The organism is uncultured Arthrobacter sp., assembly GCF_947493765.1.
Classification (GTDB): Bacteria; Actinomycetota; Actinomycetes; order Actinomycetales; family Micrococcaceae; genus Arthrobacter_D.
On the sequence record NZ_CANLSZ010000011.1, the window covers coordinates 1 to 13,558 of the forward strand.

Annotated in this window: 8 protein-coding genes; 2 read left to right on the plus strand and 6 right to left on the minus strand. The window is 70.2% G+C overall.

Going from position 1 to position 13,558, the window contains the following annotated elements:
• Window positions 1–72: 72 nt before the first annotated feature.
• From Q0747_RS12860 to betT, 5 genes are all read right to left on the minus strand, one after another.
• Window positions 73–1,545: a flotillin family protein gene (locus Q0747_RS12860; protein WP_298255266.1), complete on the minus strand. Its 1,473-nt coding sequence runs from the start codon at window positions 1,543–1,545 to the stop codon at window positions 73–75.
• A 130-nt stretch (window positions 1,546–1,675) separates the two neighbouring features.
• Window positions 1,676–3,661, minus strand: a complete 1,986-nt coding sequence (locus Q0747_RS12865; RefSeq protein ID WP_298255268.1) for a penicillin-binding transpeptidase domain-containing protein — start codon at window positions 3,659–3,661, stop codon at window positions 1,676–1,678.
• Window positions 3,662–3,740: 79 nt separating this feature from the next.
• Window positions 3,741–5,366, minus strand: a complete 1,626-nt coding sequence (locus tag Q0747_RS12870; RefSeq protein WP_298255270.1) for a GMC family oxidoreductase — start codon at window positions 5,364–5,366, stop codon at window positions 3,741–3,743.
• Complete coding sequence (locus Q0747_RS12875; protein ID WP_298255271.1) at window positions 5,363–6,868, minus strand: aldehyde dehydrogenase family protein; 1,506 nt, start codon at window positions 6,866–6,868, stop codon at window positions 5,363–5,365. The genes Q0747_RS12870 and Q0747_RS12875 overlap by 4 nt, the downstream gene beginning before the upstream one ends.
• On the minus strand, window positions 6,865–9,009 hold the full coding sequence (gene betT / locus Q0747_RS12880; RefSeq protein WP_298255273.1) for a choline BCCT transporter BetT: 2,145 nt from the start codon (window positions 9,007–9,009) through the stop codon (window positions 6,865–6,867). The genes Q0747_RS12875 and betT overlap by 4 nt, the downstream gene beginning before the upstream one ends.
• Window positions 9,010–9,462: 453 nt before the next feature.
• On the opposite strand from betT, the gene clpB reads away from it, so the two are divergent.
• Window positions 9,463–12,078, plus strand: a complete 2,616-nt coding sequence (clpB, locus tag Q0747_RS12885) for an ATP-dependent chaperone ClpB (protein ID WP_298255275.1) — start codon at window positions 9,463–9,465, stop codon at window positions 12,076–12,078.
• Between the two features lie 42 nt (window positions 12,079–12,120).
• Here clpB and Q0747_RS12890 read toward each other — a convergent pair whose 3' ends face one another.
• The gene (locus tag Q0747_RS12890; RefSeq protein WP_298255277.1) at window positions 12,121–12,969 is read right to left on the minus strand and encodes a hypothetical protein; all 849 of its coding nucleotides are present in this window, start codon (window positions 12,967–12,969) and stop codon (window positions 12,121–12,123) included.
• 264 nt (window positions 12,970–13,233) lie between these two features.
• Between Q0747_RS12890 and Q0747_RS12895 the strand changes: the two genes are divergently transcribed.
• Complete coding sequence (locus tag Q0747_RS12895; protein WP_298255279.1) at window positions 13,234–13,467, plus strand: DUF3073 domain-containing protein; 234 nt, start codon at window positions 13,234–13,236, stop codon at window positions 13,465–13,467.
• The last annotated feature ends 91 nt before the right edge of the window (window positions 13,468–13,558 follow it).

Genomic DNA, 13,558 nt, shown 5'->3' on the forward strand with positions numbered 1-13,558 from the left:
TCCGAAAGACTACGAGTACGCGACATTCCACAATCATCTCGTTCATCCCACCAAAAGGTTAGGAGACACGCCCTAGGCGGGATCGTCCGTCTTCTGCGGACCGGGCTCGGCCGCGTTCCTCAGGAGATCCCCCAGCAGGGCGATGATGTCGAGCCCCGTGGTGTCCTTGACCAGCTGGGAGGTCTGCTGGACGCCGTTCGTGACGTTCCTGCTCAACTGGCTCGCGCCGTCGGTGGAGACCACCGTCATGGTGTCGATCGCCGACATGGGCGCCGCGATCTCGCGGGCCATCGCCGGGAGTACCTCGAGGACCTTCGAGAGGATGGCGGCCTGGTTGAACTTCTCGTAGGCCTCCGCCTGCGCGGCGATACCCGCGGCCTCGGCCTTGCCCCGCGCTTCGGCGGATTCGGCCTCGGCGTTACCGCGGGAGGCGATGACGGCGGCATCGGCGCGGCCCTTGGCCTCGTTGATGGAGGCCTCGGCGGTGCCCCGCGCGGTGTTCGCCGCGGCGTCGGCCTCTGCTGCCACGCGATCGCCCTCGGCCATCAGTTTGCGGCGGGCGAGATCCACGGTGGCCTCGATCTCCGTGGCCTCCGACCCCCGGCGTCGCTCCTCGAGCTTGGCGTCGGCCTGCTGGATGAGGCGGTACTTCTCGGCGTCGGCCGGCTTGCGCACCTCGGTGTCGAGCTCGCGTTCCCGCAGTTCCGCGCGTCGCTGGGCCACCTGCTGCTCGCGGATGATCACCTGCTCCTGCTGCTCCGCCTGGGCCAGGGGCCCCGAGGCATCGGCGCGGGCCTGGCGGGCATCGGCCTCCTCCTTGAGCTCCGCACGCTTGATGATCAGCTGCTGCTGGGCGAGCGCCACCTGCTCGTCGGAGAGCGCACGGGCCTGCTCGGACTCCTGCATGGAGCGGGCCTCGGCGATCTTCGCGTTCCGTTCGGCGAGGGCGGCCTCGGGCCGCCCGAGGTTCTTCAGGTACCCGGAGTCGTCGTCCACCGACTGGATCTGGAAGGTGTCGATCTCCAGGCCCTGGTTGTGCATGGAGTGCTCGGCCTCCTCCTTCACGCTCTTGGCGAAGGTGGCGCGGTCGCGGATGATCGACTCGACGGTGAGCGTGCCCACGATGGAGCGCAGCGAACCGGAGAGGGTCTCCTGCGTGTAGTGGTCGATGGCGTCCTGCTGGTTGAGGAAGCGCTGGGCCGCCTTCCGGACCGAGTCGGCGTCCCCGCCCACCTTGACCTGCGCCACACCCGTGAGGTGGAGCTTGATGCCGTTCTTGGAGATGCCCTCGATCCGCAGGGACACCTGCCGGGAGGCGAGGGAGAGCGGGTAGGCGCGCTGGGCGAACGGGTTGATGAAGATGCGGCCGAAGACCACGCGCTGGCTGTCCGGATCCGGCTGGCCCTTGCTGTCCCGGGACGAGATGATCAGGGCCTGGTCGGGGCTGGCGATGTGCAGGGCCATGCGGGCCAGGACGACGGCGACGATGACGACGACGAGCAACACTGCCGCGCCGATGATGAGCGGGATGAACGTGAGATCCACTGCGAGCCTTTCAACGGTCTTCGTGTGCTCCGGCCGGCGGGGCCGGAGAATGGTCAAGCTACTGGACGATGAGCTGTGCTCCGACCTCCTGCATCCTCGATGTGGAGAACCCGCCGCGGCACGGCGCCGGTCAGGATGCTGCTCCCGTCAGGAAGGCCTGCATGAGCGGTCCGCCCGAGGTGGACCCCAGCTCGCCCTCCTCGACGAACACGGCGACGGCGAGATCCCCCTGCAGTGCCACGACCCATGCGTGGGTGCGCGGCGGCTTCTCGCTGCCGAACTCCGCCGTGCCGGTCTTGGCCAGGACGGGTTCACCGGGGACGTCCTGCAGGAGCTGCGCTCCGCCCTGCTCGACGACGGCACCCATGAGCGTCTGCAGCGTCCCGGACTCGGCGCGGGTGAACGAGCTCGGCATCGCCTCCGTGGAGGGTGCGGGGTCGGGCGACGTCGTCGCAGGACTCGTGGAAGCACCGGCCGTACTGCCGGCCTCGGGCGCGTCGGGCGCGTCGGACCCGGCGGACCCGGTGGATGCGAGGAGCGTGGGCGTGACGCGGGACCCGGCCCCGACCGAGGCTGCCAGGGTGGCCAGGGACAGGGGGGACACGAGGACCTCGCCCTGGCCGATCATGGTGGCGGCGTGCGCGGTCCCCTCGGCCTCGGAGGGGACGGCGCCGAAGAAGGCGGGTGTGCCGATGCTCGCCGGGACGCCGATCCCGAGATCCGCCGCGGCGGTGGCGAGGTCGGCCTGGGTCACCTCGTCCCGTGCGGCGATGAACCCCGTGTTGCAGGACTGCGCGAAGGTCTCCAGCAGCGGGATGGTGCCGACGAACTGCTCGGGGTAGGTGCCGGCGTTGTTGAACGTCCGGCCGTCCACGGTCACCTCCTCGGTGCACTTCGTGGGGGTCCCGGGCGTGAAGCCGTTCCGCAGGAGCGCGAGGGTCGTGGCGATCTTGAAGGTGGAGCCGGGCGGGTACTGGCCGAGGAGCGCGGTCTGCAGGCCGTCGCTGCCCGGGCCGTTGGCGGCCGCGAGGATCTCCCCGGTGCTGGGTCGGAGGGCCACGACGGCGGATGCGGAGGGTTCGTCCGCCAGGACCTGCTCGCCCAGGGACTGCAGGCGCGGGTCGAGGGTCGTGGCCAGATCGATGCCGTCCACGGGGTCGCTGCTGAAGAGGCGCTGCGTGCTCGCCCCCGTCCCGGCGGCGACGGCGTCGACCTCCAGCCCCGGGGTGCCGGCGAGCTGCGCGTCGTGCTGGAGCTGCAGCCCGCTCAGGCCGGTGATGTCGCCCGCCTCGAGGGCGCCGTCGGAGCGCTCCACGAGTTCCTCGGTGGCCTCGCCGACGCTGCCGAGCAGTTCCCGGGCGAAGGTGCGCGTGGGCCCGAGTTCGAGCGTGCCGGGCTGGGCGAGAGCGCCCTCGATGGCGCCGATCTGCGCGTCGGTCACGGTCCGGTCGGCGTCGTCGCGCACCACGAGGGCGACGACGAAGGCCTCTTCCCCCGCGGCGGCCACCTGGTCCGCGTATGCCTCGGGGTCGATCTCGAGCAGCTCGGCCAGTACGCGTGCGGAGGCCGCCCGCTTCGGCCCGGGGACCTGCGTCTTGTCGATGCCCACGCGGAGCACGGGCCGTTCCGTGACGATCACCTCGCCGTCCGCGCCCGTGATGTCGCCGCGGTCGGCCTGGATGCTCGTCAGGGCGAGCTTCTCGTCGGGCAGCAGACCCTCCACGAAGACGCCGGGCTTCCACGCGGTCTGCCAGACGTCGTCCACGCGGCTGAGCTCCGCCGTCGTGCTGTAGGTCCAGTCCCTGTCCGAGGCATCGAGATCCCAGACGTAGTCCAGGGTGGCCGTCGCCGTGTCCTCGCCGGTCTCCTCGACCCCGCCGACCGTCACCCGCGGTGCACCGGGCGTGAAACCGGCCGTGATCGCCGCGAGCTCGGCGGTGACCTCCGACGCCTCCACGGAGGAGAAGGCGGACCGCCCGACGTCGAGCTGCGCGAGTCCCGCGGCGAGCGTCCCGGCGGCGTCCTCCGCGGTCGGTCGATCATCGGTGCAGGCAGCCAGGCTGAGGGCGAGGGCAGCGACGGTCAGGCCGGTGGTGGCACGGTGGAGTTTCCCCATGCGGCTCATTATGTCCGAGGCGGCTCGCGATCCCCCGCCACGGCACGCGGTGTGGTGACGGGGGAGTGCCCGGCGCTGCTCAGGACGCGGTCGCGCCCACGGGCCGGTCCTGCGTCGAGACCGCTCGCGCCTGCTTGACGAGATCGGCGCACCGCTCGCCGATCATCATGACCGTGATGTTCGGGTTCACCGTGGTCAGCGTGGGCATCACGGAGGCATCCGCGACGCGCAGATTGGTGATGCCCTTGACCCGCAGCTCGGGGTCCAGCGGTGACATCGCATCGTCCGCCGCGCCCATCCGGACCGAGCCGGCCGGGTGGTACACCGTGTTGTGGGTCTTCGTGATGTAGTCCCGGATCTGCTCGTCGGTCTGCACCTCGGCGCCCGGGTACAGCTCCTCACCCGCCCAGGCGGCCATGGCGGGCTGGGCCACGATCTCGCGCGCCGTCCTGATGCCGGCGATCATCACGCGCATGTCGTGCGGATCCGTGAAGTAGCGCGGATCCACGAGCGGCTTGTCCCGGAAGTCGCTGCTGCGCAGCCGGACCGTGCCGCGCGAGCGGGCATGCGTGACGTTCGGGGTGAGGCAGAAGCCGTTCTCGGTGGTCGGGTAGCCCTGGCGGAGGGTGTGCATGTCGAAGGGCACCGAGCCGTAGTGGAACATCAGATCGGGCCGGTCCAGGCCGTCCTCCGTGGTGGTGAAGATACCGATCTCCCACCACTGGGTGGAGGTCTCCGTCATGGGCTGCTTCGCCTCCCACTGGATGACGCCCTCCGGGTGGTCCTGCAGGTGCTCGCCCACGCCGGGGGAGTCGACGCGCACGGCCACACCGTTCTGGCGGAGGTGCTCGGCCGGGCCGATCCCGGAGAGCATGAGCAGCTTCGGGGTGTCGATGGCGCCGGTGGACACGATCACCTCGTGGCGTGCGGTCAGCGCCCGGGTGCGTCCGAACGCCCCGTCCACCACGTCGACGCCGGTGCAGGTATTGTCCCCGTCGATGCGCAGCGCGCGTGCCCGCAGATCCGTGAGGAGCGTGAAGTTGGGCCGGTCCGCGATCGGGTGGATGTAGGAGACCGAGGACGACGCCCGGGTGCCGTCCGCCTGGCGGTTGATCTGGAACAGGCCCGCGCCGTTGATCACCGTCTCGCCGGTGTTGAACGCCGTGCGGGGGATGCCCGCCTGCTCGCAGGCGTCGAGCAGGGCCTGCCCGGAGGGATCGTGCGGCGGGATGTTCATGAGGTGGACGGGCCCGCTGTCGCCGTGGTGCGGTGCGTCGGGGCCGGCGTCCTCGTTGCTCTCCAGCCGCCGGTACAGCTCGTAGGCCATCTCCGCGTTCCAGCCGGTGGCACCGAAGCGCTGCTCCCACTCGTCGATGTCCTCCCGGGGCGCCCAGAACGCGATGCAGGAGTTGTGGCTCGAGCAGCCACCCATGACCTTCGCGCGCGCATGGCGCATGAAGGAGTTCCCGCTCTCCTGGGCCTCGATCGGGTAGTCCCAGTCGTACCCCGACTCGAGGAGCTCCATCCACCGGTCCAGGCGGAGGATCACCTCCTTGCCGCGGTCGTCCGGGCCGGCCTCGACGAGTGCCACCTCGACGTCGGCGTCCTCGCTCAGGCGCGCGGCCACCGCGGCGCCGGCGGAGCCGCCGCCCACCACGATGTAGTCGAAGGTCGTCTTCTCGATCTGCTCCTCGGGCGTGCTCATGCTGATTCCTCCTCGATCCGCGCGTCGAACCAGCCGGTGACGGCGGGTTCGATGTTGTGGTAGATGTGCTTGGCCTCCTGGTACTCGGAGAAGCCCGTGGGGCCGAGTTCGCGGCCCACGCCGGACTGCCCGTAGCCGCCCCACTCGGCCTGCGGCAGGTAGGGGTGGAAGTCGTTGATCCAGATGGTGCCGTGGCGCAGGCGGGCCGCGACGCGCTGGCCCTTCCCGGCGTCCTGGCTCCAGACGGCTCCGGCCAGGCCGTAGTGGGTGTCGTTGCCCAGTTCCACCGCCTCGTCCTCGCCGTTGAACGTCTCGACCGTGACCACGGGGCCGAACGCCTCGTCGACGAGCACGGAGGACCCACGCGTCACGCGGTCCAGGACGGTCGGGGTGTAGTAGAAGCCCTGCTCGAGGTCGCCCTCGCCCCAGGACCCGCCGCAGCGCACACGCGCGCCTTCCTCGACGCCCTTCCGGACGTAGGCGGTGACCTTCTCGCGATGCGCGGCGGAGATCAGCGGACCGGTCTCGCTCTCGGGGTCGAAGGGGCCGCCGAGCCGGATCTGCCCGGCACGCCGGACGAGCTCGTCGGTGAAACGTTCCGCGATGGGTTCCTCGACGAGGAGCCGGGCTCCGGCGGAGCACACCTGGCCGGAATGCACGAAGGCGCCGTTGAGGGCGTTGTCCAGGGCGGCGTCGAAGTCCGCGTCGGCGAAGATGATGTTCGGGTTCTTCCCGCCGAGTTCCAGCGCAACCTTCTTCACCGTCCCGGCCGCCGAGGCCGCGATGGTGCGCCCGGTCTCGAGGCCGCCGGTGAAGGAGACCATGTCCACGTCGGGGCTCTCCGAGAGCGGAGCACCCACCACCGGGCCCGGACCGAGGACCAGGTTCGCCACGCCCTGGGGGAGTCCGAGGCGTTCGAGCACATCCATCATGAGGATGGCGGTGGACGGCGTGAGCTCACTGGGCTTGAGGACGAACGAGCACCCGGCGCCGAGGGCCGGTGCGATCTTCCACGCCGCCTGCAGCAGCGGGTAGTTCCAGGGGGAGATGAGCCCGCAGACCCCCACGGGCTCGTACGAGATACGACTCACGACGCCGGGATTGTCGGCGTCGACGATCCGCCCGGCGTTCTGGCCGGCGAGCTTCCCGAAGTACTCGAAGCAGTCGGCGATGTCGTCCATGTCGATCTCGCTCTCGACGAGCCGCTTGCCGGTGTCCATCGTCTCGGCGCGGGCGAACTCGTCCTTCCGGGCGCGCAGCTCGGCGGCCACCCTGAGCAGGAAGTCCCCGCGCTGGGGTGCCGGGACGGACGCCCACGCGCCACCGTCGAAGGCGCGCCGTGCGGCGGCGATGGCCCGCTCCGCGTCCTCGCGGGTGCCCTCGGACACCTCGGCGACGAACGAGCCGTCGGCGGGACAGCTGATGGTGCGGGTCCCGCCGTCCGACGCCGGTACCCAGGCGCCGTCGATGAACAGCGTGGCCGGTGGATTCTTCGTGGTCACTTTGTCTCCTCCTGGAGGGGGAAGTCGGATTCCCAGTTGTCCTTGGTGGTCTGATCGTCGATCAGCGCCGTGTTGCCGGGCTCGGCCCGGTTCAGGTGCAGGAATTCGAGGTGGGTCTCGTAGTGGTCGAGGACGTCGGTGATCACCTGCTCCTTGCTGTACCCGGCGAGGTCGTAGCTGTGGCTGCCCTCGAGGGAGAAGACCTCCATGCGGTAGTACTTCGGGTCCAGGGCGGCGTTCCCGGGAGCGTAGGACGGCGTCTCGTACTGGACCGGGTAGATCTGGTACTTGAAGGAGCGCTCGCCGCCGAGTCCCACGTGGAGGTCCACGTGCCGGATGCCGCAGCTCTCCACCACTCCCGTGGCGAGGTTCACCTCGGCACCCTGGGCCTGCAGTTCGTCGTGCACCTCCTGCAGGGCGGGCAGCGCCACCTCGTCCACGAAGCGGTTCGCCTGCCGCGGTCCGGGGTAGCTCATGGCCCGGGTGAGCCGCTGCTTCCAGTTGCGGCTCGCCGTGCCCTCCGCGCTGCGTCCCGAGATGATGCCCGGCAGGCTCGCGCGGTAGCTGTCGGTTAGGGAGTTCTCGATCCGCAGGGCCCGGTAGAGCCCCAGCATAATGAACAGCAGCAGGATGGACAGCGGCAGGCCCATGATGATCGTGGCGTTCTGCAGCGTGGTGACGCCGCCCACGGTCAGCATGGCGAGGGTCAGCAGGCCCGTGACGGCCGCCCAGAAGACGCGCAGCCACTTGGCGCCGTCGGAACCGGCGTCCTTCAGGTGGCTCGTGAAGTTGGCCATGACGAGCGCTCCGGAGTCCGCGGACGTCACGTAGAACAGCAGGCCCGTGAAGGTGGCGACGCCGATGATCAGGGGCGCGGCCGGATACTGCTCGAGCAGGCCGTAGAACGCCCGTTCCGGCTGGGCCATCGCGACCTCCCCGAAGGCGGCATTGCCGTTCATGACGATGTCCAGGGCGCTGTTGCCGAAGATGGAGATGAACAGCAGGATGAAGGCGAACGGCACCATGAGCGTGCCGAGGATGAACTGGCGGATGGTGCGGCCGCGGGAGATCCGCGCGAGGAACAGGCCGACGAAGGGCGCCCAGGCGATCCACCAGGCCCAGAAGAAGAGCGTCCAGCCCTGCAGCCAGTCCCCGGGACGGTCGTAGGCGAAGGTGTCCAGCGTCATGCCGGGGAAGCGGCTGAGCACGTCTCCGGTGTTCTGGATGATGCCGTCGAGCATGAAGGAGGTTCGGCCGTTCACGAGGATGAAGAGCATGAGCCCCAGGGCGAGGACGACATTCAGCTCCGCCAGCCGCCGGATGCCCTTCTCGACGCCGGAGAGCGTGGACGCGGTGGCCATGACGACGGCCACGACGATCAGGCCGATCTGCACGGCCTGGTTCTCCGGCAGCCCGAACATCAGCTTCAGCCCGTAGTTGAGCTGGACGACGCCGATCCCGAGGGAGGTGGCGATGCCGAAGATGGTGCCGAGCAGGGCCGCGATGTCCACACCGTGGCCGAGCGGGCCGTCGATCTTCTTGCCGAAGATGGGGTAGAGGGCGCTGCGGATGCTCAGGGGGAGATTGTGCCGGTACGCGAAGTAGCCCAGCGCGAGCCCCATGAGCGCGTAGAGCGCCCATCCGGTGATGCCGTAGTGGAACAGGGTGAGGACGAGCGCCTGCCGGGCGGCCTCCGCGGTGGCGCCGTCGCCCTGGGGTGGTGCGAGGTACTGCGTGACGGGTTCGGAGACACTGAAGAACATCAGGTCGATCCCGATGCCGGCGGCGAAGAGCATGGACGCCCAGGTGAAGAGATTGAACTGGGGTCTGGAGTGGTCGGGGCCCAGTTTGGTCGAGCCCACCCGCGTCAGCGCGATCACCAGCACGAAGATCACGACGAGGGTGACCACGAGGAAGTAGTACCACCCCATGTTCGTGGAGACCCAGGTGACCAGGGCCCCGATGAGCGCTTCCGCGCCGGCGGTGTCGACGATGGCCCAGATGGCGATGGCCAGGATGCCGACGGCCGAGCCGATGAAGACGGTCCAGTTGACCCGGGTCTGCGGTGCGGCGGTGCTGCCGGTCTCCTCGGCGGCACCTCCCGCATCGGCCGTGGGCGGAGCGTCGGTGCTCTGACTCATGTCGTTCCTCTCGTTGGTCACCACCCGGGCGATGGTGATCGTGCTGGTCGGACCGGTGCGATCGTGGGCCGTCCGGCGAGGAGGCCGGAGCAGGGCACCGGGTCGGGGAACCCCGGAACCGGGGTCACGCCGCCGGTCGGGGCGCGGGCATCGTGGGTAGGCAGATCCGGAGGCGCGTGGTCGTGACGGCGGGCCCGGGAAGCACGGGGTTCTGGATGCTGCGAGCACTTCATTGTACGCCGGGGCCTTCAGCGAACACGGGTGGGCACGGGCGCGGACCGGGCGCGGACCGGGCGCGGACCGGGCGCGGACCGGCGGGAGGGGTTCACATCGTGATGCGGATCTCCATCGATCTCCTTGGAACAGGCGGTCGCGAAGTCCCGGTCCAGAGTTGAGTCGGGTAGACTCAAGGTACTGGTCGGACGACACACAGTATTGAGGAAGGAACGACGCATGGACACGAATTTCACCACCAAGAGCCGCGAGGTGCTTTCAGCCGCAGCGATGAACGCCTCGACGGCGGGCAACGCGCAGATCGACACGCCGCACTTCCTCAAGGCGCTGATGGACCAGCGGGAGGGGATCGCCGTCGCACTGCTGAGGGCGGCCGGTGCGGACCCCGACGTGGTCAGCACGCGGGCCAGCTCGGCCATCAAGGCCCTGCCGGCGTCGTCGGGCTCCTCGGTCGCGCAGCCCCAGTTCTCCCGCCAGGCCCTGCAGGTGGTGACCACGGCCAGGCAGGAGGCGGAGACCCTCGGGGACCAGTTCGTCTCCACCGAGCACCTGCTGCTGGCGCTCGCGGCGGACGAGGGCGCGGCGGGCGGGATCCTGCGCAGCGTCGGCCTCACGCGCGACGCCCTCGCCGCGGCCCTGCCCGGGATCCGCGGCGACCGGCCGGTGAACTCGCCCGATCCGGAGAACACCTTCCAGGCGCTGGAGAAGTTCGGCACCGATCTCACGGAGGTGGCCCGCAGCGGCAGGCTCGATCCCGTGATCGGGCGCGACAACGAGATCCGCCGCGTGGTCCAGGTGCTCAGCCGCCGCACCAAGAACAACCCCGTGCTCATCGGTGAACCCGGAGTGGGCAAGACCGCCGTCGTCGAGGGTCTCGCCCAGCGCATGGTGGCCGGTGACGTGCCCGAGTCGCTCCGTGGCAAGAGGCTCATCAGCCTCGACCTCGGAGCCATGATCGCCGGCGCCAAGTACCGGGGCGAGTTCGAGGAGCGGCTGAAGGCCGTGCTCGAGGAGATCCGCGCCTCGGACGGCGAGGTGGTCACCTTCATCGACGAGCTCCACACCGTGGTGGGAGCCGGTGCCTCCGAAGGCTCCATGGACGCAGGGAACATGCTCAAGCCCATGCTCGCGCGCGGCGAGCTCCGCCTCATCGGGGCGACGACGCTGGACGAGTACCGCGAGAACGTCGAGAAGGACCCGGCCCTGGAGCGCAGGTTCCAGCAGGTCTACGTCGGCGAGCCCTCCGTGCCGGACACCATCGGCATCCTCCGGGGCCTGAAGCAGCGCTACGAGGCGCACCACAAGGTCTCCATCGCGGACTCGGCCCTGGTGGCGGCTGCCACCCTCTCCCAGCGGTACATCCCGGGCCGGCAGCTGCCCGACAAGGCGATCGACCTCGTGGACGAGGCCGCGTCGCGCCTGCGGATGGAGATCGACTCCGCCCCGGTCGAGATCGACGAGCTGCGCCGGTCGCTGGAGCGGATGCGGATGGAGGAGATGGCGCTGTCCCGCGAGAAGGACGAGGCCTCCCTGGAACGGCTGGAGGCACTGCGCGCCGAGATGGCGGACCGCCAGGAGGACCTGGACGGCCTGAACGCCCGGTGGGAGGCCGAGAAGGCCGGGCTGAACCGCGTGGGCGAGCTGAAGGCCTCGCTCGACGAGCTCCGGTCCCAGGCCGACCGCGCCCAGCGCGAGGGTGATCTCGAGACGGCGTCGCGCATCCTCTACGGGCAGATCCCCGGCCTCGAGCGCGAACTCCGCGAGGCCCAGGCGGCCGAGGAGGAGACCGCCGACACCCACGAGCTGATGGTGGCGGAGGAGGTCACCGCACACGACATCGCGGAGGTCATCTCCGCCTGGACCGGCATCCCCGCCGGGCGCATGCTGCAGGGCGAGAGCCAGAAACTCCTCCACATGGAGGAGCGGATCGGTGCGCGGCTGATCGGCCAGCATAGAGCCGTCACCGCCGTGTCCGACGCCGTCCGCCGCGCCAGGGCCGGTGTCTCCGACCCCGACCGACCCACCGGCTCCTTCCTGTTCCTCGGCCCGACGGGCGTGGGCAAGACCGAGCTCGCCAAGGCGCTCGCGGACTTCCTGTTCGACGACGAGCGCGCCATGGTGCGGATCGACATGTCCGAGTACTCCGAGAAGCACTCCGTGGCGCGCCTCGTCGGTGCCCCTCCCGGGTACGTGGGCTACGAGGAGGGCGGACAGCTCACCGAGGCGGTGCGCCGCCGGCCGTACAGTGTGGTGCTGCTCGACGAGGTGGAGAAGGCACACCCGGAGGTCTTCGACCTGCTCCTGCAGGTGCTCGACGACGGCCGCCTCACCGACGGCCAGGGCCGGACCGTCGACTTCCGCAATGTCATTCTCGTGCTGACCTCGAATCTGGGCTCGCAGTTCCTCGTGGACCCCTCGCTCGACGAGACCGCGAAGCGCGCCGCCGTGATGTCCGCCGTGAACGCGAACTTCCGGCCCGAGTTCCTCAACCGGCTCGACGACGTCGTGATCTTCGATCCGCTGGATCTCGAGGAGCTCTCCCGGATCGTGGATCTGCAGGTGGGGCTGCTGGCGGAGCGGCTGCGGGACCGCCGGCTGGAACTCGATGTCAATGCCGCCGCGAGCGAATGGCTGGCCCTCACGGGCTTCGATCCGGCGTACGGTGCCAGGCCGCTCCGCAGGCTCGTGCAGCGGGAGATCGGCGACCGGCTGGCACGCGGGATCCTCGCCGGGGACATCGTCGAGGGCGACACCGTGCTGGTCGACCGGCCGGAGCCCGACCAGGAGGCGATGGACGAGGGCGGGCTCTCCGTGCGGGCGGCCGACCGGATGTAGGACGGTACGGCAGGAGGGGGACCGGTCCGGTTCCCCCTCGTGTCATGCGTGGGCGAGGATCGACACCGGGGCCGGGTGGTCCCGGGAGGCCGCGTCGGCGGAGCCCAGACCACTGATGAGGGATGCGACGAGCCAGATCAGCAGGCCGACGAGCACCACCACCGCCCCGATGACCAGCAGCAGCGGGAGTGCACTGCTCCTGGTCCGGGAGTCCTCCCCCGGAGCCCGCGCTTCCTCGTCCGGGCGGGCTGCAGCTCGGGTGCGGGCATCAGATCGTGTGCCGGCGTCGATCGGCCGCCCGGTCGCCGCGTCGTCGTCCCCCTGGTTCGTGCTCCCGTCCGCGCCCCCGCCGGACGCCGGGGAGGTACCGGACCGGGCTGTCGCGGTGCTGCCCGCCACGCGCCCCGGCCTGTCCTCCACCGGCCTGTCCACCACCGGTGTGCCATCCACCACCGGCCTGTCCTCCACCGGCCTGTCCTCCACCACGGCCCCGGCCGGCGCCGTCCCGTCGTGGGATGCGCGGGCCACCGGCGCGTTCCGTGGCATGGGACCTCCCACGAGCGAACTCGCCTCCTCCGCCTCGGCGGCAACGGCGCGGGCCTCGGCCGCAGCCGCCTCGAGCGAGGCGGCGTCGGCCACCTCGGGGCTGATCTCCGCGGGTGCGAGATCGGGTTCGGACAGATCGATGGTGTCGGGAGCCACCGACAGTTCGGGGTCGAGCCTTTCGGCGGAAAGGGCGTCGTCGGCCGGGAGGCGGTCACCGGGTCCGAGGACGTCCGGCTCACCGGTCGCCGTCGCGGAGTCGTTCTCCGGCGCCGCCCTCCGATCGTCTGGGATCTGCCCGTCGGTGCTCATGGTGGCCCCTGTCTCCTCGGCTTCCCGGTGGCGCATGGGCGGGTTGCTCCGACCTGCCGGGGACTCCATCCAAGTTCATCCGGGCGGGTGCCCGCAAGGGGTGGGATCCCGGTGGTGGGGATGTGCCGGGCGGCAGCGTGGCGCCGCGTACCGGGAGCGTCCGCGCCGCATTCGGGCGATGGTGAAAGCATGTAACCTAGACTTACGACAATTCGACCAAATACTCCGGGGCCTCGCTGCAGCCTTGGGCCTCGTGCCCCAGTGACCACCTCCGGATCGACGCACAAAGGGGGTCACGCCATGGGGCGCGGCCGTCAAAAGGCAAAAGCTACCAAGCAGGCCCGGGACATGAAGTACTTCAGCCCGGCCACCGATTACTCGGCACTGCAGCGAGAGCTCACGGATCAGGAGAGTCGCGCTGCCGCCCGACGTCCCGAGTCCTTCGAGCCCGTGGAGCCGGACTATTCGGCGTACGCGGACAAGTACGGCGACGACGACGACGGCGAGGAGAGCGGCGCCCGCCGCACCGGCTGAGTCTTCCGGGATCCACGCATGGCGCATCGGCCCCCGGGGGCGATGCGCCGTACTGCGTGGTCCTCGAGGCGCATGGTCTTCGAGTCGCTGG